Source organism: Paenibacillus hebaui, from assembly GCF_051934385.1.
Taxonomy (GTDB): Bacteria; Bacillota; Bacilli; order Paenibacillales; family Paenibacillaceae; genus Paenibacillus.
Genome location: NZ_CP196836.1, coordinates 4,355,909 through 4,378,758 on the forward strand (window position 1 = coordinate 4,355,909; position 22,850 = coordinate 4,378,758).

Genomic DNA, 22,850 nt, shown 5'->3' on the forward strand with positions numbered 1-22,850 from the left:
AATAAATAGCGCATTTTAGTTTTGTACAAAAACCACATAACTCCCACTGTCTCACAGTAAAACGTTGTGCTTTCCCCTCTATACAGCTCGGGATTGACGTGATAAGTTAATGAGTACTATCGCCATTTTTATTAACCGGAGTGATGAATATAATGAGTAATCAACCAACGAATTTGGGTCGTTCAGCCTTTACTATACCTACATCGGATGTAATGACACAGCTGCCGACACAATTTTTTGCTACCCTTGTTCAAAATGTAAACCGCGAAATCGCAAGCGGACATGACGTGATCAATCTTGGTCAGGGTAATCCGGATACACCTACACCGCCTCATATTGTGAAAACACTGCAAGAGTCGGCTGAAAATCCCCTCTACCACAAATATTCACCTTTTAGAGGACACTTTTTCCTGAAAGAAGCCGTCGCGAAACGTTACAAGGAAGATTACAATGTCGATCTTGACCCGGAGACTGAGGTTGCGATTCTATTTGGGGGAAAAACGGGTTTAGTTCAGTTACCTCAGGTATTGCTTAATCCTGGCGACGTATGTCTTGTTCCCGATCCGGGCTATCCGGATTACTGGTCCGGTGTTGCACTGGCAAAAGCACGGATGTCATTTATGCCTCTGCTGGAGTCCAACGCCTTCCTGCCCGATTATACTGCCATCCCTGAGTTGGATCGAGATCAGGCCAAGCTCATGTTCCTGAACTATCCCAACAACCCCACGTCGGCGACTGCCCCACTGTCTTTCTATGAAGATACGGTTGAATTCGCCATTCAAAATCAAATCGTCGTAGCCAGTGACTTTGCTTATGGAGCGATCGGGTTCGATGGACACCGTCCAGTAAGCTTCTTGCAGGCACCAGGTGCCAAGGAAGTGGGTATCGAATTCTATACGTTGTCCAAAACGTACAATATGGCTGGATGGCGTGTTGGATTCGCACTGGGTAATGCTGAGATTATCTCAAAAATCAATCTGCTACAGGATCACATTTATGTCAGCCTTTTCGGCGGCATTCAGGCTGCGGCGGCCGAGGCTCTTACCGGTTCGCAGGAATGTGTCACTTCGCTGGTTGCGCGTTATGAATCTCGTCGCAATGCGTTCTATGATGCACTCGCATCCATCGGCTGGCAGGCCCCTAAACCGGGTGGTTCCTTCTTCAGCTGGCTGCCTGTACCTGCTGGGTTTACTTCTGCTTCTTTGGCAGACTTGCTGCTGCGGGAAGCAAAGGTTGCCGTAGCGCCGGGCATTGGTTTTGGTTCGCATGGTGAAGGCTATGTGCGCGCTGGACTACTAAGTGATGAAAATCGATTGCGCGAAGCGGCTGAACGGATTGGCAAACTAAATTTATTCAAGTAATGAACAGGGATATAACCCCTTTGCATCTGCCAAGTTTCCATGGTATGTTATAAGAAATATTGAACGAAACGTGATGACGGGACCAGTAAGAGAATATCGGCCGCGCCCAGAGAGTAAATTCCACCCTGCTGAAAGAATTTACCGCGGCTCTTCTCCGAAACCTACCCCTGAGCGGCCTGTTATGCACAGGACAGTGCCTTCTGTTACAGGGTATGAAGCCGGATGATCTAATCATCAATAAAGGTGGTACCGCGGAAGTAACGAACTTTCGTCCTTTTTAACTAAAGGGCGGGAGTTTTTTTTGTACCGTAATAAGGACTTCCAAGGTCACGTATTAATCATGTTTAAGGAAGTGAAACCATGACTTCACGTATTGTAATTAAGATCGGAAGCAGCTCGCTTACAACGGAAGAAGGCGGTCTCGATCGCAGTTCCATCACTTTTTTTGCCGGAGAGATCGCCGCTTTGGCTGAAAAGGGCCATGAAGTTCTTCTGGTGACCTCGGGTGCAGTTGCTGCCGGATTCCGGGAGATCGGTTATCCCCAGCGTCCCAAACAGCTCCATGAGAAACAAGCCGCCGCGGCCGTTGGGCAAGCTTTACTGATGCAGGCATATCAACAGGCTTTTGCGGCGCACCGCGTTACTACAGCACAAATCCTGCTCACACGTACCGACTTTCACAGCCGTAAACGAATGGGCAACGCGGGCATGACCGTTGAAGAACTACTCAAACAGCGGGTTATTCCGATCTTTAACGAGAATGATACGGTATCTGTTGATGAATTGAAGTTCGGGGATAACGACCTGTTATCCGCATTGGTCGCGAATCTGGTGAAGGCACAACATTTGATCATTCTCACGGATACCAACGGATTGTACACAGCAGATCCACGCAAAGATCCGTCTGCGTTTCGTTATGACCGCATTCCTGAAATTACCGCTGAGATCTACGCTTATGCCGGTGGTTCGGGATCGTCTGTAGGTACAGGCGGCATGCGATCCAAGGTGGATGCTGCGAAAGTCGCAACGCGCGGTGGTGTTCCTGTCTTTGTCGGAAGTGTCAAGGAACCTGGAGATATGCAGAACGCGGTTGATGGTTGTGGAAAAGGAACCTATTTCGAGACACGCTTGGCTGCCCTATCCCGTAAAAAGCAGTGGCTGGGCTTCATGTCTACTCCACTTGGTACTGTCGTTGTGGATAATGGTGCTGAAGAAGCACTTGTCCATGGGGGACATAGTCTTCTGCCTGTAGGCGTGAAGCGTGTACTGGGCACTTTCCACGCCGGAGACGTTGTCGAGGTGCTAGGCATGGATGACACCTTGCTCGGCCGCGGTATCGTCAATTATGATGATGACCAGCTTCGACTGATCGCGGGACTCCCCAGTGGCGAAGTAATGAAGCAGTTGAACAGCATCCATCGGCTTGAAGTCGTTCATCGAGACGAATGGATTACGTTAAAATAGTGTTGTAGATTTCAACCAGATTCATAAATGCACTTTATATATATGAAGGAGGAATTTAAAGTGAGTGAAGTCAGAGAAAAAGCAAGCAAGGCCCAAGCCGTGGTTCCACAGCTGAATCGGCTGAGCACAGAACAAAAAAATACCGCTCTGCTCGTTATGGCAGACGCTTTGATTGCTCAAGCAGAGTCCATTATTGCAGCCAATGCGGAAGATTTGGCACGTGGCAGACAGCAAGGCACAGCGGAATCGATGCTGGATCGGCTTGCACTGGACAAGGAACGTATTGCTGGGATCGCTGAAGGATTGCGCCAAATCGTGGATCTGCAGGACCCGGTAGGCGAAGTATTGGAGACATTCACCCGTCCAAACGGATTGCATGTTGAAAAATTAAGAGTGCCGATCGGCCTGATCGGTATTATCTACGAAGCTCGTCCAAATGTGACCGTAGACGCAGCCGGACTTTGTCTCAAAACAGGGAATGCCGTTCTTCTGCGTGGAGGCTCCTCTGCCCTTTCCTCCAATCGTAAAATTGTGGAGGTGCTGCATCAGGCACTCGCAACAACGGATATGCCAGCAGATGCACTACAACTGGTTGAGGATGCGGATCGCGCCTCCGTGGATGAAATGCTCAAGCTGAATGGATTGCTGGATGTCATCATTCCACGTGGCGGAGCCTCGTTGATCCGTAATGTCGTAGCCAATGCCACAGTACCGGTTATCGAAACCGGAGCAGGCATCTGTCATACCTATGTGGATGAATCAGCCGATCCAATCATGGCAGCCGAAATTGCCATCAATGCCAAGGCACAACGGCCATCAGTATGTAACTCCATGGAAACTTTGCTATTGCATGCCACTTACGCAGAAGAGCATCTTCCTGAGCTGGCGGAACAATTCCGCGAGGCCAATGTGACATTGAAAGGTTGTAACACCGTGCGCCGACTGGTGCCATCTGCCCTTGATGTAACCGAAGAAGATTATGCGACCGAGTACAATGATTATATTTTGAATATCCGTGTGGTAGAGAACTTGGATGAAGCGATGCAGCACATCGCCCGTTACGGAACCAAACATTCCGAGTGCATCGTGACCCGGGATACATCCCATGCGGAACGCTTTCTGCATGATGTAGATGCTGCGGCTGTCTATCATAATGCATCCACTCGTTTCACCGACGGATTCGAATTTGGCTATGGGGCTGAAATCGGCATCAGTACCCAGAAGCTGCACGCACGCGGACCCATGGGACTGCCTGCCCTCACATCAACCAAATATCGTATCACTGGAAATGGTCAAATCCGGCAATAATAGCGCAGCTACAGTTATATAGGAGGAACGATAAATATGAGTCAAGAGCAACAGACGTTACTACAACAGAAGATTACATTCCACGGAGCAGGTGCGATGGCGGAAGCCATCGTGCGCGGACTAATCTCCCGCCTTGTCGTGCGTCCTCAGGATATTACGATGCTGAACCGCAGCAACCAGAAACGTCAGGAGGAGCTCAGCACCCGTTATGCTGTACATACTGGAACTGCGGCACAATCCCTGGATCATCTCGCCGCTGCTCCAGTCATTGTACTATGCATGAAGCCCAAAGACGCAGCAGCAGCTCTGCGTGAACTGGGACCGCTTCTCTCACCAGATCAACTGATCGTATCCGTTATTGCCGGATTATCCATCCGCACGATGCAGACCCTGCTGGGTCGCAAACAGCCTATCGCCAGAACTATGCCTAATACATCCAGTAGCATCGGGCTCGGTGCAACCGGGCTTGCCTTCTCTGCTGAAATCTCGGATGAACAACGCAGCACGGTCATGACCATGTTTGAAGCGGTTGGGATTGTAACCATTGTGCCTGAAGATAAACTGGAAGTACTCACGGGTATTTCCGGGAGTGGTCCTGCTTATGTATACTATCTTATGGAGGCCATGATTGCCGCAGGTATTCGTGGTGGCTTGTCCAGCCAGCAATCTCGAGATCTGACGGTTCAGACCGTGCTGGGTGCGTCACGCATGGTGCAACAGACCGGGCTGGAACCAATGAAACTCCGCAGTGATGTGACATCCCCAGGTGGGGCAACTCAGGCAGCACTGAAGACGCTGGACGAGGGAGATTTCTTCGAGAATGTTATTGCAGCCGTCAACCGCTGTGCAGAGCGCTCACGGGAGATGGGAGCTGCTCTGGAAGGGGATTTAAAATGAACAACATGTGCACAGCCACATATCGTCTGCATGATGATCGTGCAGACTTCCGCAAGAAAGCGGAGTCCATTGCGATCGGCATGACCGTTGGCAGTTGGACCGAATTGCCGCAGGCCCAGCGTGAAGCCATGAAGAAACATCTGGGCGAGGTTATCAGCGTAGAGGTCCATGAAGCTGAGGGGATGTCACCGGGTGAGCGTTACGCCGACATTACCATCGGTTATCCTGATGTGAACTTCAGCCGCGATATCCCAGCCCTGCTCGTAACAGTCTTTGGCAAAATCTCAATGGATGGCCGCATAAAATTGACACGACTTGGTTTCTCGGACGGCTTCCTGAGCGCGTTCTCTGGTCCCAAGTTTGGACTGAATGGTGTTCGGGATCTGCTTGGTGTCCACGACCGTCCATTATTAATGAGTATCTTCAAATCGGTCATCGGACTGGACGCAGATGAGCTGCGTGAACAGTTTATCCGTCAGGCTCTTGGCGGGGTCGATCTGATCAAGGATGATGAAATTCTGTTCGAGAACAAATTGACTCCGATTGAAAAGAGAGTCGAGGTCTGCATGAAAGCCGCAGAACAGACACGCCAGGAGACGGGCAAAAAACTTCTCTATGCCGCCAACCTTACCGGGCCTACATCACGTCTGAAACAACAGGCGGAGCGCGCAATCGACGCAGGAGCCAATGCGCTATTGTTCAACGTCTTGTCCTACGGATATGACGTGCTGCATGAACTTAGCAGTGATCCAGACATTAACGTTCCAATCATGGCTCACCCTGCTCTTGCAGGTGCACTGTATCCTTCGCCACATTACGGCATCTCGGCCTCGGTTGTACTTGGTCAGCTGATGCGTCTTGCCGGAGCGGATCTGGTGCTCTTCCCTTCTCCTTATGGGTCGGTAACAATGCCGAAGGAAGAAAATATGGCGATCACGGAACAGTTACTTTCACCTGAATTGCCTGTAAGAGCCAGTATGCCTGTGCCTTCAGCCGGCATCCATCCAGGGCTTGTACCGCTTATTCTGCGCGACTTTGGCACAGATGTCATCGTCAATGCTGGTGGCGGCATTCATGGACATCCTATGGGCACTGAGGCAGGCGGACGTGCGTTCTTGCAGGCTATTGAAGCAGCCCAGCGCTCCATTCCATTGGCAGATTATGCAACCGAACATCCGGAGCTGAAAAGCGCATTGGACCTGTGGGGTGGTGAACGATGAGAAGTGATAAAAAGACAGTCATTTTCTGTGACTTCGATGGTACCATCACCCTCTCGGACAACATCGTAGCCATCATGAAACATTTCAAGCCGGATGGCATTGAAGCCATTATGAAAGACACGATCGAACAGAGAATTTCCCTGCGTGAAGGGGTTGGAGCCATGTTCGCTCTATTGCCTGCTTCGCAAAAAGATGAGATTGTGGAATTTGTACTTGGACAAGCAGGTATCCGCGAAGGATTCAGTGAATTTCTTGAATATGTTCGAAGCGAAGGCATTGAATTCAATGTGACCAGCGGCGGCATGGACTTTTTCATAGAACCGTTACTCGCACCATTTCATATTCCACAGGATCATGTCTACTGCAATGGAGCCGACTTCACGGGGGAATTCATCCGAATCGAATGGCCTCATCCATGCCAGCCTCCTTGTGAGAACGGCTGCGGCATGTGCAAAACGACGGTAATCCGTACGTTCCCTGAAGAAGAATATAATCGTATCCTCATCGGTGATAGTCTGACGGATTTTGAAGGTGCCAAGATTGCCGATCTGGTCTACTCCCGTTCCATCCTGACCGATAAATGTATCGAGCTTGGCGTGGACCACGTGCCATTCGCGACCTTTTACGATATCATCGAAGATATGAAACAGAAGCAAACACAAGGAGTGCTGTAAAGATGGGTTTTGAAAAGATTACATTGGAGCACAAACGCCAGGTCCTTGAAGAACTGGCTGATGTTAAAGCGCTATTTGCCAGTCGTAACTGGTTCCCCGGTACAAGTGGTAATCTGTCGATGCGTGTGGGCGACTTCGATCCTGAACAATTTTATTTTGCGGTTACCGCTTCAGGCAAGGACAAGTCTCTCCGTACACCAGAGGATTTTCTGTTTGTGGACAAGCACGGCAAAGCGATTGAGACCACAACCCTGAAACCAAGCGCTGAAACGTTGATTCACTGCGAAATCTATCGTTTGACTGGCTGTGGCGCTGTGTTCCATGTGCATACCGTGTTTAACAACCTGATTAGTGAGTTTTTTGGAGCAGAGGGCCAAGTACCCATCCAGGGAATCGAGTTGATCAAGGCTTTCAATATCTGGGAAGAAAATGCGGAGATTCGTGTACCCATTTTGCCTAACTTTGCGGATATTCCATCTATCGCTGAACTGGTTCCAGACGTACTTGACGCCAAAGTGCCAGGGATTTTACTGCGTAATCACGGTATATATGCCTGGGGCAAGGATGCTTTTGAAGCGAAACGTCATCTGGAAGCCTTCGAATTTTTATTCGAAGTCATGTACCGTCAGCTTCTGTTGAAGAGTGCTACGAAATAGCAATCATTCATTCGAAACTAGAGCTGCATAACCAAAAAAACACGCCAAGGCTGGTAGACATAGCCCTTGGCGTGTTTTTATATTTTGGGAAATATCTCTATTTCCCGGGATCGCTTAGTACATGTGTGCATGTGCTACATAAGTTGTACTAATCATTTACACGATAACCGAGAGGACAGAAAAAACCTGAAGAAGCGAAGCTAAAAGCTTTCTGAAAGAAAGCTGCATCGGAAGCATAGTCTTCGCCTTTATCCCCAGATTTTCCCCTTCGGAAAAGGATTCGACAAAATCTGGGGATAACAGCGATTGGAAGGTTGTTCTGTCATCGTAGTGTCAGTGTAAATAATCTTTAGTGCAACTTAGATAGTAAAGCTCTACAATCGATCATCCCGATCTTTGAACAAAAAGAGGCTGTCTGCTCCTTCGTCATTTTGAATCGCTGTACTACTTGTACCCGAGCCCCGCTGCTTGCCGAACAATAGCTTCAGACCACCAAAAATGAGCAGGAAGGATACAATGACCGTGTTCACATAGGAACGAATTTCGTACGTCATAAATATATTGGGGAACAACTCATTCAGCTGTGGAATGACAAGCCGGATGGTCAGATAATATAGACCCAGCGCCGCAATACCAAATCCAATCAGGCGCTGATGACGAGCCCAGTCTTTGAAAATAGGCTGATCTGTCAAGGGCTCACGCCCATAACGACTCGAGCACTGAAGCCCGTCAAAGAAGCTGTAGAACCAGATCAGCGGAATCATAAACAGGAACACCGATAAGTGAAGCAGGTCCAGAACATAGATGCTGCCCAGGAACAGGAACATCAATTGCATGCCTCTTTTTTGCAGTCCCAGATATAGATGGCCCGCACCCGGAAAAGCGGATAATAGCGTCGCAAGTACCTTGCTGCGCCGACCGGACACTCTCCCCATCTCCAGTTCTTCGAACAACGTCCGATCCTGTAATACCTCACCAGCCTGCTTGCGGTGTACATGCTGCACAGCATCAAACATGCAGTATACCCAAATTACGGGCAGTATGAGTAAAAACATTAGAAATACCGATTCATTCGTAATCGATGCAACAAAGACCATCATGGCAAAGGAACCAAAGAAGGCGATTAGAAATGAAAGTCCACGATGAAGCAGTCCCAGATGAAGATGTCCAAGCCCCGGAACAAAGGAAAGTAAAATGGTGAAGAATCGTTCACCCTCACTGCCTTTTTGATACATGGGTTGACCATAAGGACCCGTTGGCACGCCATATTCACCACCCGGATGCTGATGCATTCCCTCCTGGTCCATCTGTCCGATATGGCCTTCCTGACCAGCATATGCTTCCTGGTAGGCGGCACCTTGATGGGGGCCACCGTAATGTGTTCCGTAGCCTTGGTATCGAGCATCGCGTGGAGAAGGGGCACGGAGCAGTACGATAATGATATCCAGCATGCTGATACACCAGAAGAACGCTGCCCCCACAGCTCCGAGAATCATCAATTCCTGTTCACTAACCATCATTGCCAGCATAAACGAGCCAACAGCTGTCCCAAAGAAAAGCAATGGATAGATTACAGCCCTTGCGGCTCTACCCCAGTACAGAAAACCAAGACCGGGTATCAGGTTTAATAGAAATGCAAGTAATTTGTTACGATCTGATTGCACAGTCGTCATCCTTTCTTTTCAGGCAATGCGCTACAATTTATCGTTTAGGCTTGAAGTTATCCAACCATGAAGTGGCCGTCTCCGTCCATTTTTCCGTGAAAGATCCCCTGTGATCGCCATCCTGGAACTTATGATAAGGAGCCACCTTGTCAAAGAGCCCTGAAGAGAGAAAGATTAGCGTCAGACAGGCCGCTACCGCATAATGAAACACTTTGTGTTCGAGCCAGCGTCGGTTTCGTCTGGAACGTGATTTGCGTTTTGGCTTGGATGCTTGCATAACCGTAATGCGATTCATAACCGAATCTGCAAAACCTGTCGGATCATTCAGCTGAGGCAAATCCCGGTGTATGCCAAGTGCTTCGAGGTAGTTATCCATCACATCCGGCTCTTCCATAAGAGCCTGTTCCATGATATTTGCTTGATTCTCGGTCATTCGGCCCTCGATATAATCAGTCCATTCCTGAACGGTATGCATCCCTTGTTTACTCACGCCACTCATCCTCCTTCCAATGGTTTCGAATCCACTGCCGGGCACGATACAAGCGGGACTCTACGGTCTTCACAGCCACCTGTGCATCACGGGCGATCTGATCATAATTTTTTTCACTTAAGTAATACGCAGTAATAATATCCCTATGCTGGGCAGGCAGTTGATTAATTCGTTCGCGAAGCTTTTCCTGACGTTCTTCACGAATAAGACGGGCAAGAACGTCTTCTTCCCGTCCGGGCATGTTTACTATTTTTTCTTCTCCGCCCAGATCCTCAGCACTTCGTCTGCCCAGCTTGCGTTTGGCATCAATGGCTTTATGAAAGGCAATTCGGGTTAACCACGTTTTGAAACCTTCGGAACGGTAATCGGGGAGAGATTTAACCATTTGAATGAACGCCTCCTGAGCTGCATCCTGTGCTTCCTGATCGCTCCGCAAAACGGAATAGGCCACATGGTACACATGCTGACTGTACTTTTCGATCAACAAGCGCAGCTTGGATGTATCTCCTTGACGGATTTGATCTATTAAGCGCGCTTCGTCAATAACTCTCCCCTCCTCTCCAATACAATAGACGACAACTTATGGGGTGACCCCTGCGTATTCATTCATATTTATTATAAAAAAGTGTACACATCACCTGAAAAGATAAGCTTGGATGCTTATTTAACGCCTATATATCCAAAAAAAACAGGCTCAGAATGTCTTCTGGCCTATTTTTGGTTTAATCTGAATGGATTATGTTTGCTCCAACTGAAATCAACGTCCTCCGTTGCGGAACCGTTGCGTGTACGCCTTGGCATCCTGCACATTCTTCACACGATTACGGCTCCATTCAAGCAGAATACGGTCGATATAGCGGAAATGGACTTTACCAGCAAACACCGCTTCTTTCAATGCCATGAGAATTAACTCCTCCTGGTAGCGATCCTGATCCAGCCAACTGGAAATAGTCTCACATTCCATCGGTGAAAGCGGACGTCCGAATTCTTTTTCGAAAATGGAGAACATATTTCGCTCTTCCTCTTCTTTTTGAACACTGTTCGAATCCGGTCGCGATGTATTGCTATCAAGCTGCTGCTTACGGGTGGCGGCCATTTCCTCCGCTGAACAAGCCGCGAGCTTGGCATATAGCCCATGCAAATCATAACGTTCATACTGGATGTCTCGCTCTTCATCCCGGTGTTCGTCAATGTGAATGTAGCCGTCTCTCATCAGACGTTGCAACATTCTTGCGATTCCTTCCGGTGCCAGACCCATACGGACAGCGAGTTCTTCCAGGGTTGGGAATTCATTGAATTCTGCCTGACGGAATCCAAGCAATTGAATCAGCAAAAGTACCTCTGTATCACTTAATCCGAGCTGATGATAATAGCGTAATAAAGCATATGGGAGCTGCGCTGTCCCTGACGCCATACCGTAAGCCGCGCCATTCAGCCAAGCTTTGGAGCTTGTTTCTTCTATGGACTCGCGGTTAACCATTAAGGGTACAGACGATAGAGCATGCGTGGGAATGCAATAGTCTCACGTACATGATCCAATCCACAGATCCATGCTACCGTCCGCTCCAATCCAAGACCGAAACCGGAGTGAGGAACCGATCCATATTTACGCAGATCCATATACCACTGATATGCCTCGTCCGACAGTTTATGCTCTTCAAAGCGCTGTTGCATCAGTTCAGGATCATCGATACGCTGCGAACCGCCAATAATCTCTCCGTAGCCTTCTGGAGCAATCATATCTGCACAGAGAACAACTTCAGGGCGATTCGGATCCGGTTTCATGTAGAACGCTTTGATTCCTGCCGGATAGTGAGTGATAAATACAGGCGTATTGTATTTCTCAGCAATCGCTGTCTCGTGCGGTGCACCAAAGTCTTCTCCCCAAGGGATATCAAAGCCTTGTCCATTCAGGAACTCAATTGCTTCATCATACGTAATTCGAGGGAAGGGTGCTACGATTCCTTCGAGTTTGGATACGTCACGACCGATGGATTCCAGTTCTGCACGGCAGTTTTTCACCACAGATTGAACGACATGAGCGATAAATTTCTCTTGTACTCGCAAACTCTCCTCGTGATTTACAAATGCCATTTCCGGTTCAATCATCCAGAACTCAATCAGGTGGCGACGTGTTTTGGATTTCTCGGCACGGAATGTTGGACCAAAGGAATATACTTTGCCCAGCGCCATAGCTGCTGCTTCCATATACAATTGTCCACTTTGTGTCAGATAAGCATCTTCATCAAAGTATTTGATGTGGAACAGGTTAGTTGTACCTTCCGCAGACGATGGTGTCAAAATCGGAGGGTCAACCTGTGTGAATCCGTTACCATCAAAGAACTGTTGGACAGCGCGGATAATCTCTGCACGAATGACCATAACAGCGCGTTGTTTGGTAGAACGCAGCCACAGGTGACGATGATCCATCAAGAAGTCAACGCCGTGCTCTTTCGGAGTGATCGGATAGTTTTCAGTCAGATGAATAATTTCAACATCCGTAACCGTCATCTCATAACCAGAAGCACTGCGTGGTTCTTCACGAATAATGCCGGTTACATACAATGAACTTTCTTGCGTCAAACTCTTGGCAGCATTCCAGATATCTTCGCTGACTTCACTCTTAACGACTACCCCTTGAATATATCCTGTTCCATCACGCAGTTGCAAAAATTGAATTTTGCCGCTGGAACGTTTGTTGTTAATCCAGGCGCCGATCTTTACCGTCTCTCCCACATGCTCATTCACATTACGAATTACGGAATTCGTACTCATGCCCTTATCTCCCCTTAGTTCCTGAAATTTGAAAATGCAGCGGGCAGGCTTATGCCTGTCCTCTGCACTTCCTTGTCATGCTATATTCACTTTACAATTAGATTACTGAGAATTCAATACGATTCGGTGTGTATCTCTCGCAATCACCAATTCTTCGTTTGTAGGCACAATGAGAACGTCCACTTTGGAATTCGCTGTTGTGATACGGCGCGGTTCGCCCGAACGGATTGCATTCAAAGCTTCATCCAATTCAACGCCCAGGTAAGTGAGCTGCTCACATACTTTTTGACGAAGAACGACGGAGTTTTCACCTACACCAGCTGTAAATACGATGACGTCTACACCGTTCATTGCTGCTGCATAAGAACCAATGTATTTACGAAGACGGTATTCGTACATTTCAAATGCAAGCGTGGAGTTAGCATCGCCATTCTCCATACCTTCCGTGATTTCGCGCATGTCGCTGCTAATCCCGGAGATCGCAAGCAATCCACTGTGTTTGTTCAACATGGAGTTCACTTCGCTTACGCTCAGTTCTTCCTTGTTCATCACATAAGGTACGATCGCTGGATCAAGGTCACCAGAGCGCGTTCCCATCATCAATCCTTCAAGTGGAGTCATCCCCATCGAAGTATCAACGGATACACCGCCTTTAACTGCAGTTACACTGCCGCCGTTACCCACGTGACAAGTGATGATCTTCAGATCTTCCAGCGGACGACCCAGGAACTCTGCAGCTGCCTTGCTCACAAAGTCATGCGAAGTGCCGTGTGCACCGTAGCGACGTACTTTATATTTTTTGTACAACACACGCGGAATCGCGTAGAGATATGCTTTCTCAGGCATCGTTTGGTGGAACGCTGTGTCGAATACCATCACTTGCGGAACACCCGGCATATTCAATTCTGCTGCACGAATACCCATCATTGCTGCCGGGTTGTGAAGCGGAGCCAGATCGAACAAACGGCGAATTTCAGCTTTGGCCGCATCATCTACCAATGCAGATTCTTTAAATGCTTCACCACCGTGAACAACGCGGTGTCCTACAGCCTGGATTTCACTAACTGAACCGAGTACACCGTTTTCTTTGTGTGTCAGAATGTCGATGACTTTGCGGATTGCCGTAGTATGCTCCAGAATCTCGCTTACTTCAGTAACATCCTCACGGCCCGTTGGTTTGTGAGTCAGGATGGACGAGTCCATTCCGATCCGCTCAACCAGACCTTTCGCCAGAACGGATTCATCTGTCATGTTATACAATTGATATTTGAGCGAGGAACTCCCCGCATTAATTACGAGTACTTTCACAGTCGGTCACCATCCTTGTCGTACTTGAAGAATCCTTCGCCAGTTTTGACACCCAGGTGTCCTGCCCGAACCATTTTCTTCAGGACAGTGGAAGGACGATATTTCAATTCGCCGAATTCACGGAACATTCTTTCGAGTGCAGCTTCGACAGAATCCAGTCCGAAACGGTCAGCCATTTCAAGCGGACCATGCTGGAAGTTGTATCCGATGCGCATAGCGTCATCAATATCTTCGGCAGAAGCGACTCCTTCTTGCAGCACATGCAGAGCTTCATTTATCAAAAGACAGATCAGTCTGGAAGTAACAAATCCTGGCGACTCGTAGATCATAACGCCTTTTTTGTCCGCTACTTCTTCCACGAAGCGTCTGGTTTCTTCAAATGTGGTATCTGACGTTTTCAGACCACGGATAATTTCTACAAGATCAACCCGGGATACCGGGTGAATAAAGTGCATACCAATAACACGCTCTGGATATTTGGTTGAGCTTGCAAGCTCAGTCAAACTCAGCGTGGATGTATTACTTGCAAGAATTACGTTACTCGGGCAAACCTGATCCAGTTGACTGAATACCGCTTTTTTCGCGTCCAGATCTTCCGTGATGGTTTCAATAACCATATCGCAAGTTCCCAGTTCAGCCAAGTGAGCAACTTTGGTAATGCGGGAGAGAATCAATTTCTTCTCCGCCTTCGTAATAGCCCATTTCTCCAGTTGCTTATCGAGGTTAGTTTCAATCATGTCATAGGCATGATCCAACTTCTCCGTTGTGTGCTCCACCAGAAGCACATCAAGTCCTTTGGCTGCAAGCATTTGGGAAATACCTTGTCCCATTGTACCGCCGCCGACAACTCCTATTTTTTTGAAAAACATGGTTCTGCTCCATCCTTTCGGTTCTCTATTTCTCTATTGTACCCTGTTCGCCGAAAATTACAAATTTCGACCCAACATATAATAATATCTTAGCATGAGTGAAATGTAAAAAAAAATAACCGACATAATTAAATTATGCCGGTAGAAGGGCGTTGTCACGAAATTGACAACGAAATTGATCGCCAGACAATACTTCTTCCTTCATCAACGTGTCGAGTGAATTGTCGAAAATTGTCCGTTGCGCTTCAAGCAAACGTTTGGTCTGTTCCATCAGGTCTTGCAGGATGTCCTTGTTCTCCCGCATCAATTCTTCGGTGGTTACCATTTCCATGTTAACAATACCAAGAGATGTAAGACCAGATGCCATCATCGTCTGCACCAGATTGGTCGCTTGTTCAAAATCATTACGTGATCCTGTACTGCGTCCACCATAGTACATCTCCTCTGCAGCCGCACCACCCAAAGCAATCATGATCTGCTCTTCAAGAAAGCGTTTCGTGTACAGAAATTGTTCTTGCTGAGGGTTATGACGCACGTATCCCAAAGCCTGTCCACGTGGACTGAGCGCTACCTGACTTACGCTGCCGGGCCGAACCAGTTCAGCCATAATGGCATGACCCAATTCATGAATAGCCACTCGTTTCTTTTCTTCAACGCTTGATTCGCGGTCTGTCTTCTCACCCATCATCACTTTATCAATCGCAAGGGACAAGTGGCGCTGTTCAATATGGAGCATGTCATCTCTCATCGCATAGATTGCCGCTTCATTCATGACACTCTCCAGCTGTGCTCCTGAGAAACCATAGGATTCCTCCGCGGTCTTGTCCAGGCTAACTCCCTCCAAGAGAGGCTTGTTGACTGCATGCAACTCCAGAATATGTTTTCTGCCCTTCTTGTCAGGCAAGTCCACCTGAATGTGACGGTCAAAACGTCCCGGACGAGTCAATGCACTATCCAACATCTCTTTTCGGTTTGTTGCAGCAATTACAAGTATTCGCGGTGTATCGGAAGAGTATATGCCATCCATTTCCGTCAACAGCTGATTCAACGTCTGATCATATTCACGCTGCTGTCCACCTTCACGTTTACCGCCGATAACATCAATCTCATCAATGAATATAATGACATTTTCCTTGTTTTCTTTGGCGGCACGCGTTCTGGCATCACGAAATAAATCACGGATTCTGCCAGCTCCCACACCGACATACATTTCGACGAATTCACTACCTGATGCTGCTACAAATATTGAATCGGTATAGTGAGCAGCCGCTTTGGCCATCAATGTCTTTCCTGTTCCAGGAGGACCCGTGAGCAAGATACCTTTCAATGGTCGAATCCCGAACTTCTGAATTTCTTCATGTCGGATGAGAAAATCAAGCGCTTCCCGAAGTTCCTGCTTGGCACTTTCCTGACCACCAATTTCTTCGAAGGTAAGTTTGGAAGGTCCTTTTTTCTTGCGTTTGCGCTCCTCACCCGCTCCCACCGTAATCCCGCCGCGCATTTGCATCACGAGTAACAACGCTCCGACAACCATCAGCGCGATCAGAATCGGAACAATGTTTACACCTATAAAAGCAAGAAAAACAATCAATACAGGGACAAATCCAATGGCAATTTCTTTCGTCCACTTAGGCATTGGGCCACACTCCTATCTGACCGGGCACACGCGGCAGAATAATAAACTTGCTGGCATCACCGTCTCTGAGACTGACATATACATTATTATCGTCCATTGCTGTATTGACCTTGATTCCATTCGTCGCCATCTTGGACAAGGTTGGTGTAATCTCGGTGTATTGCTTGTTTTCCATCGCCTGAGCTACGGTAAACATGGCGTCACCCCACCAAGACTCTAACGCTTCATTCGAATGGTCCACCACATCAAGCTTTAACGAGCGGGTACCAATTAAAGTCTGTCCTTCTTTGTGAATATATTGTACCAACCTGCCCAAATCAACATCTGGCTGCAGATCAAGTTTCAACTGCACATCATTGCGGTTAATAGTTAATTGAACATCGTTGACTCCATCATACTGGGTCACCATGTTTTGAATTGGACCTTGCACAGCCATCTGACGATACACAAACCAACCTCCAAACAACAGAACGGCTGAAATGACGGCAGTTAAAGCAATAGGCAATACTTTTAGCTTCAAGTGAGTTTCCCCTCCCATGATTTTGGCCCATCCTATAGCTTATAGGCATAATTATGAATTAATGTACGCTTTTCCTGTGATGCACCCAACAGGATTATTTGTGTTTGATGTTACCTTGAATACATATTTGAGTATATCACATCGTATATACAATTTCGAAGGCGAAAATATGAATAAATTAATATTTTTAACTATTTAAATCAAAACTGATATTGAATATACGCCAAAGAACCGGTCCAGTCGGGTTTCCGTCTGCCGGTTCTTTGCAATCATTTCCCAGAAAATAACGGGTATGCTAGCTGATCTACCTATTCGGGATCGTGTAGACGAGATCAACCTGCTCCCCATTACTAAAGCGATAAAAGCGATAATAATTGTGTGTATCATCGTTATAATAGACTTGCCATACATAGATTCCGTTAACTACACCAGGCATAATTCTCTTAATCTCTCCAGCAGGTACTTCAGAGATGAATCGATTCCGAATTTGCGCTTCAGACATGCCGTTCTGCAATAGTTCACTATGAACCGCTTTGGCACCGGTGACTGGTTTGTTATTTTTGTCAAACTTGACCCACACCACAACTTCCTGATTATCCTTATTCTTGCCGATCAAGGTCCAGTATATATTATCTCCGCCGTCTTTCTGTCCCCAGACGTACTTTCGCAGTTCTTCATAAGATGTGATCCCTAGCTGTTCCTGTGCCGCCTGTATAGCCAATGCCTCTTCTTGGCGCTGGTCTTGGGTTACATAGACATAATAGCGCTGAAGTCCAAACAGGATCAGAATCAGGAGCAGCAGCGAAATCCATATCCACTTCTTTTTTTTCTTCAAAAGCCGAACTTCCTTTCCCTAGGACGCTGCTGTCCTGTAATTAGCGGGCGAGCAGACCATTAAATGCCAGTTGGGATTCTCGCAAAATGCGCTCTTCATCCATCGTAAGACATTCACCATGTTTGACCAGTTGTTTACCATCCACCCACACATGCTCCACGTCCTTGGCAGATGCCGAGTAAATAGTATGGGAAATCAGATCCGTATGCGGGTAGAAATGGGCCTGTTCGATGTTCAGAGCAATAAAGTCAGCCTTCATGCCTACTTGCAGTGTACCTGTGTTGTTCAGGAAAATAGATTTTGCACCATACGAAGTTCCGAGCGTAAGCGCTTCTCCTGCTGGTACTGCCGTAGGATCACCGGATACGCCTTTATGAATCAATGCAGCCAGTCTCATCTCTTCAAACATATCCAGGTTGTTGTTGCTCGCCGGTCCGTCTGTTCCGAGGGAAACGGTAACACCTGCTCTCAACAGATCAGGGACACGCGCAACACCGGAAGCCAGTTTCAGGTTACTACCTGGATTATGGGAAACCGCTACATCATGCCGTGCCAGGATTTCAATCTCTTCATCATTCAGATGCACCGCGTGTGCGACCAGAGAGGGACGTGAGAAGAAGCCCAGTTTCTCCAAATGTGCGACCGGACGCAATCCATAATCTGTCACGTTCTGTTCCACTTCACGAAGCGTTTCAGACATATGCGTATGCAGCGGCAGATTCAGATCATGTGCAACCTGCACCAGCTTCTCTATGTAGTCAGGAGGACAAGTATAGGGTGCGTGTGGAGAGATTACGGTTGTTATTCGTCCATCTGCCTGTCCATTCCATTCACGAGCAAAAGCAGCCGACTCCTCCAGCTTCCGCAATTGTTCTTCTTCGGAGCACAGACCGATCACACCACGGGCCAGTGCTGCCCGCACGCCGGACTGTTCAACAACTTTGGCAACCTGATCCATATGATCATACATATCCAGGAATGCCGTTGTTCCACCTTTCAACATCTCAAGCACGGATAGCGATGTGCCCCAGTATACGTCCTCAGACGTCATCTTGGCTTCCATTGGCCACATCTTCTCCTGCAACCATACCTGCAGCGCCAGATCGTCTCCATGGCCTCTGAGAAGCGACATAGCCGCGTGACCATGCGTATTGATCAGACCCGGCAGGAAGAACAGTCCTTTTCCATCAACCTTGGTCAGACCTTCGTCTCCTTCCGGCAATGTCTCACCAATATGCACAATCTTGTCATCCTCCACGACCATATAACCTTGAACCACTTTCCATTTCGCACCCTCACTGACGGCAAATTTGCCGTTGTGAATTACCCATCTATTTGTTGTCGTCATCTTCCTCGTCGTCCTTTCCGTTCTCCAAGTAATAAGCCAGACTAAGCAGATCCGTCGTAAAATCGGCATGATGAATGCGGATATGCGGCGGAGTTTTCAGAATCGTCGGTGCAAAATTCAGGATCGCTTCAATCCCGGATTCAATCAGCTGATCAGCTACATTTTGAGCTTCCGTATCCGGAACTGTAATAATTCCAATACGAATGTTATCCTTTTTGACCGAATCCGTTAACTCATTCATCGGCTGAACAATCAGACTATTGATTTGACTGCCAATCTTCGGACCGTAGGCATCAAATATAGCGACAATCTTCATATTATCTTTCAGATATGCGTTGTAATTAGACAAGGCCTGTCCTAGATTACCAGCTCCGACAAGAGCTACATTGATTTGCTGATCAATTTTTAAGATATGACGAATTTTCTCAATCAGATAAGAAACGTCATAACCAATACCTTTACGACCAAAATCACCGAAGTAAGCCAGGTCTTTACGAATTTGAGCCGGATTCAGATCCAGTCTCAGTCCAAGTTCTTGAGAAGAAACCGTATTGACTTCACGCTGATGCAATTCACTCAAATAGCGCAAGTAAACAGGCAGGCGCCGCACCACGGCTTCCGAAATTTTATCCGATTTCATTATATGCTCCCCCTGACCAATGCCTCGATAGATTGATGAAAAAAGTGGAGCAATCCACATGAAACCATTACGAAAGATAAGGAATCATATAGAATGCTCTTTATATAAGCAATAAGTGCATTACATTGTAAATATTTGAAGAGGAATGATCCATAAAGTTTACCGCTAAATCCAAGCATCCTGCAAGGATTGAGCAGGTGAAACATCTCTGTTATTGCTATTCCTCAGCTGGTTTCTCGAGCCATTCCGCAATCCGTGGAACCATCTGCTGCGTGAGCATATGTTCCATCTTGGGACCTGGTAATGAATATAAAAAGTACTTGCCATAATAAGCTTCAATGACGCGTGTATCATATACAATGACAATACCTCTGTCTTGGGCAGTACGAACCAGCCTGCCGAAACCCTGTTTGAAACGGATGACCGCTTGAGGTACAGACAGCTTCGTAAACGGATTTTTCTTCTGTTGCTGCAAAAGCTCGCTCTTCGCTTCAACCAAAGGATGGTTTGGCGGCTGGAAGGGCAGTCTGACAATCGCTAGGCAGGTCAAGGCTTCTCCGGGAATGTCTACCCCTTCCCAGAAACTGCTTGTTCCGAGAAGCACGGTTGCTTTTGCTTCCTGAAAACGGCGTGTCAGCTTGGAGCGATTACCACTGTCTACCCCTTGCCCCAGCAAGGAGATGTCGTTGCCGGACAATGCCTCTTTAAGCGGGTCGTAGACTTGTCTCAGCATGCGGTAGGAAGTGAACAGCACCATCATCCGCCCACGCGTTGCGATGGCCGTCTCCGCCAGTGAATGAACCAGCATTTCCACAAAGTGAGCATCACCTACACTGCCCTTCACGCTTGGGAAGTCACGCGGAATAACCAATAGGGCCTGATCGCGATAGTTGAATGGAGACGGCAGCATGGACGTCAATAGACGATTATTCTCGGAAGCTTCCTGTAAGCCAAGCTGTTCAATCATGAATTGAAATGACTTGTCAACGGAGAGCGTAGCCGATGTAAGCACAACACTTTTCTTTTTATCAAAGAACATATCCTTCAATTGTGCACTGACATCAACAGGAACAGCGTACAGCTGCAGTGATTTACTGCGGAATTGGCCACTAGCCTCCATCCAGTAAACGGTATTGGCATCATCCATGCGCATAAAGAAACGCAGATTATCCTTGATCATAGCCAGATCCTTGAGCAGGCCTGTAATGTCCGTGATCAGACTATCAGACTGATAATCATCCTGATCTTCTTTTACCTCAAGCAGCAGCTTGTCGCCCTTACGAATCAAGTCACCAAGCGTTACATAAATCTGGTTCTCAACATCCTGCAACTCCTGCCATTTGGCAGGTTTTTGTGAAGGTTTCAACCGGAGGGAAAATTGTCCCGTCTCTCCTGGAGAAGCATCACTTCGTTCAGGCAGCAGACCGAACAATGTATCACTTAACCGATCCCACATCTCCTTAACTTCAACCGCAAGTGGGAACATCTGATCAATCACGGAACCCCACTGCGCTGACTTTTCATGACCTGACAATTGAGAACGCAGCATCGGGAGTTGACCGTTCCGGCTGTCTTTGAACAGTCGAGTCAATGTATGGACCAACGTGAAATATTTCATATGCAGGCCAAGGTGCTTACCTGCCACGTCCTCCAGATGATGGGCTTCATCGATCACCAGACTTTCGTAGGCAGGCAGCAGCTGATGGGCTGCTTTGACATCGGTAAACAATTTCGAGTGATTTGTAATGACGATATCGGACAGTCCAGCCTCATGTTTGGCCCGGTGATAGAAACATTTGCGGAACCATGGACAGGAGCGTCCAAGACAAGACTCCGACTCGCTCTGAACGGTCTCCCAGAAGTCTCCTCCGCGGCCGCTGAGGTTAAGTTCCTCATCATCTCCGGTCTCCGTCTGGGTGAGCCAGACAATCATCTGTGCCGCAGTGAAGTAGTCCTCCTTGGGTGTAGCAAATTCACGTTTGTTGATTTTGTGCTCGAATTTGCGCAAGCATAGATAATGCCCACGTCCTTTGAACACAGCCGCCTTAAACGGGAAAGGAACGACTTTGGTCAGCATGGGAATATCCCGCTCTCTCAATTGCTCCTGCAGGTTTATCGTATGTGTGCTGACCATGACTTTCTGTTCTTGCTTCACACTTTCATAGATCGCAGGCAATAGATAACCTAGTGATTTCCCTGTACCTGTTCCAGCTTCAATCAAGAGATGTTTCTCTTCATCCAGTGCTTGCCTTACCGTACTGAACATCTGGGTTTGTGCCTCGCGCTCCTCGTAATGATCCAACGTCTCTTTCAGATTATCTCTGACCTGATCCATATACTGCTCGAAGCTAACACCTTCCAGGGGATTGCCTTCCCGCTCATCACGCGGTGCACCAATATCAGTCCAGTCACTTACGTTTAGCGCGAGCTGACGGTAATACGTATGTCCATCCAGATCTTGAATGGGCTCTGCTTCCCTCTCACTGCGCATTCCATCGAAGAACCAACCTAGATCACTATCTTCTGGCGCAAACAGGTCACTAAGGCGCTGAATCGTTATCAACGGCAATTCGCGCAACTCATCGAAACACTTTAGGAGCACATAAGCTGTCGCAAGTGCATCACTGTCTGCCTGATGAGGGCGATCATGTTGAAATCCGAATTCGGAAGATACATAACCGAGCTGATAGGAGCCCAAGGATGGGAATGTAATCTTCAGGAAATCAATCGTATCCAGTATCCTTCCGGTAAACGGCAGATAACCGCAACGATCCAAAGCATTTTGCAGAAAATAAAAGTCAAAAGAAACGTTGTGCCCAACAAGAACGACATCGTCCAGCAGCGGAACCATCTCCATCATCATCTCTTCTAATGAGGGAGCATCTGCCACGTCTTCATCGGTAATACCGGTTAACCCCGTTATAAATGGAGGAATCGGCACACCAGGATTTACATAAGAACTATATATTTGAGTAATGCTGTTGTCATGATCTATGATGGCGAGTCCGGTCTGTATAATCTCACCGTCGGACTGCGTGCCGGTTGTTTCGAAATCCAATACGGCAAATTTCATTGCAATGTACGATCCCTTCCATTCCAGTCTATGTTACAGCATAGCAAAAAAAAGGGCATTTGAAAATTAACTGACAAAAAAGGCGGTGTCCCCGCCGCTATGCCAGAGGAGG

At 47.6% G+C, this 22,850-nt stretch carries 20 protein-coding genes; 7 read left to right on the forward strand and 13 right to left on the reverse strand.

Features of this window, described 5'->3' with window-relative positions; genetic code table 11:
- The first annotated feature begins 152 nt into the window (after window positions 1–152).
- The 7 genes from ACR32F_RS19170 to ACR32F_RS19200 all read left to right on the forward strand — a co-directional run bounded on the left by ACR32F_RS19170 (window position 153) and on the right by ACR32F_RS19200 (window position 7,580).
- Entirely contained in the window at window positions 153–1,361 is a 1,209-nt protein-coding gene (locus tag ACR32F_RS19170) for a pyridoxal phosphate-dependent aminotransferase (RefSeq protein ID WP_440109724.1), read from the forward strand.
- A gap of 360 nt (window positions 1,362–1,721) precedes the next feature.
- Window positions 1,722–2,825, forward strand: a complete 1,104-nt coding sequence (gene proB, locus ACR32F_RS19175; protein WP_440109726.1) for a glutamate 5-kinase — start codon at window positions 1,722–1,724, stop codon at window positions 2,823–2,825.
- Between the two features lie 60 nt (window positions 2,826–2,885).
- A complete protein-coding gene (locus tag ACR32F_RS19180; RefSeq protein ID WP_440109728.1) occupies window positions 2,886–4,133 on the forward strand; it encodes a glutamate-5-semialdehyde dehydrogenase in 1,248 nt (415 codons plus the stop codon).
- A gap of 36 nt (window positions 4,134–4,169) precedes the next feature.
- Entirely contained in the window at window positions 4,170–5,030 is an 861-nt protein-coding gene (proC, locus tag ACR32F_RS19185) for a pyrroline-5-carboxylate reductase (protein WP_440109730.1), read from the forward strand.
- Window positions 5,027–6,250, forward strand: a complete 1,224-nt coding sequence (locus ACR32F_RS19190) for a 2,3-diketo-5-methylthiopentyl-1-phosphate enolase (RefSeq protein ID WP_440109732.1) — start codon at window positions 5,027–5,029, stop codon at window positions 6,248–6,250. The genes proC and ACR32F_RS19190 overlap by 4 nt, the downstream gene beginning before the upstream one ends.
- On the forward strand, window positions 6,247–6,924 hold the full coding sequence (locus ACR32F_RS19195; RefSeq protein ID WP_440109734.1) for a 2-hydroxy-3-keto-5-methylthiopentenyl-1-phosphate phosphatase: 678 nt from the start codon (window positions 6,247–6,249) through the stop codon (window positions 6,922–6,924). The genes ACR32F_RS19190 and ACR32F_RS19195 overlap by 4 nt, the downstream gene beginning before the upstream one ends.
- Before the next feature lie 2 nt (window positions 6,925–6,926).
- Window positions 6,927–7,580 carry a methylthioribulose 1-phosphate dehydratase gene (locus tag ACR32F_RS19200; RefSeq protein ID WP_440109736.1) on the forward strand — a complete coding sequence of 218 codons (654 nt, stop codon included), beginning with the start codon at window positions 6,927–6,929 and terminating at the stop codon, window positions 7,578–7,580.
- A 374-nt stretch (window positions 7,581–7,954) separates the two neighbouring features.
- Here ACR32F_RS19200 and ACR32F_RS19205 read toward each other — a convergent pair whose 3' ends face one another.
- The 13 genes from ACR32F_RS19205 to dinG form a co-directional block, all read right to left on the reverse strand.
- Window positions 7,955–9,244 (reverse strand): multi-tm2 domain protein, encoded by a 1,290-nt coding sequence (locus ACR32F_RS19205; RefSeq protein ID WP_440109738.1) that lies wholly within the window; start codon window positions 9,242–9,244, stop codon window positions 7,955–7,957.
- Between the two features lie 37 nt (window positions 9,245–9,281).
- Window positions 9,282–9,734 carry a hypothetical protein gene (locus ACR32F_RS19210; RefSeq protein ID WP_440109740.1) on the reverse strand — a complete coding sequence of 151 codons (453 nt, stop codon included), beginning with the start codon at window positions 9,732–9,734 and terminating at the stop codon, window positions 9,282–9,284.
- Entirely contained in the window at window positions 9,727–10,221 is a 495-nt protein-coding gene (locus tag ACR32F_RS19215) for an RNA polymerase sigma factor (protein WP_440109742.1), read from the reverse strand. The genes ACR32F_RS19210 and ACR32F_RS19215 overlap by 8 nt, the downstream gene beginning before the upstream one ends.
- Window positions 10,222–10,491: 270 nt before the next feature.
- Complete coding sequence (locus ACR32F_RS19220; protein ID WP_440109744.1) at window positions 10,492–11,214, reverse strand: DnaD domain protein; 723 nt, start codon at window positions 11,212–11,214, stop codon at window positions 10,492–10,494.
- On the reverse strand, window positions 11,214–12,509 hold the full coding sequence (asnS, locus tag ACR32F_RS19225) for an asparagine--tRNA ligase (RefSeq protein WP_440109746.1): 1,296 nt from the start codon (window positions 12,507–12,509) through the stop codon (window positions 11,214–11,216). The genes ACR32F_RS19220 and asnS overlap by 1 nt, the downstream gene beginning before the upstream one ends.
- A 102-nt stretch (window positions 12,510–12,611) precedes the next feature.
- Window positions 12,612–13,817 carry an acetate kinase gene (locus ACR32F_RS19230; RefSeq protein WP_440109748.1) on the reverse strand — a complete coding sequence of 402 codons (1,206 nt, stop codon included), beginning with the start codon at window positions 13,815–13,817 and terminating at the stop codon, window positions 12,612–12,614.
- Window positions 13,814–14,686, reverse strand: coding sequence for a 3-hydroxyacyl-CoA dehydrogenase family protein (locus tag ACR32F_RS19235; RefSeq protein WP_440109750.1), 873 nt, complete (start codon window positions 14,684–14,686; stop codon window positions 13,814–13,816). Before ACR32F_RS19235 ends, ACR32F_RS19230 begins: the two co-directional genes overlap by 4 nt.
- Before the next feature lie 133 nt (window positions 14,687–14,819).
- Window positions 14,820–16,322, reverse strand: a complete 1,503-nt coding sequence (locus ACR32F_RS19240) for an AAA family ATPase (protein ID WP_440109752.1) — start codon at window positions 16,320–16,322, stop codon at window positions 14,820–14,822.
- On the reverse strand, window positions 16,315–16,842 hold the full coding sequence (locus ACR32F_RS19245) for a hypothetical protein (RefSeq protein WP_440109754.1): 528 nt from the start codon (window positions 16,840–16,842) through the stop codon (window positions 16,315–16,317). Before ACR32F_RS19245 ends, ACR32F_RS19240 begins: the two co-directional genes overlap by 8 nt.
- Before the next feature lie 304 nt (window positions 16,843–17,146).
- A complete protein-coding gene (locus ACR32F_RS19250) occupies window positions 17,147–17,677 on the reverse strand; it encodes a cell wall elongation regulator TseB-like domain-containing protein (RefSeq protein ID WP_440109756.1) in 531 nt (176 codons plus the stop codon).
- 40 nt (window positions 17,678–17,717) lie between these two features.
- Complete coding sequence (locus ACR32F_RS19255; RefSeq protein WP_440109758.1) at window positions 17,718–19,025, reverse strand: amidohydrolase; 1,308 nt, start codon at window positions 19,023–19,025, stop codon at window positions 17,718–17,720.
- Window positions 19,009–19,665, reverse strand: a complete 657-nt coding sequence (locus tag ACR32F_RS19260; RefSeq protein WP_440109760.1) for a redox-sensing transcriptional repressor Rex — start codon at window positions 19,663–19,665, stop codon at window positions 19,009–19,011. The genes ACR32F_RS19255 and ACR32F_RS19260 overlap by 17 nt, the downstream gene beginning before the upstream one ends.
- Window positions 19,666–19,882: 217 nt before the next feature.
- Complete coding sequence (dinG, locus tag ACR32F_RS19265) at window positions 19,883–22,738, reverse strand: ATP-dependent DNA helicase DinG (RefSeq protein WP_440109762.1); 2,856 nt, start codon at window positions 22,736–22,738, stop codon at window positions 19,883–19,885.
- Window positions 22,739–22,850: the final 112 nt, after the last annotated feature.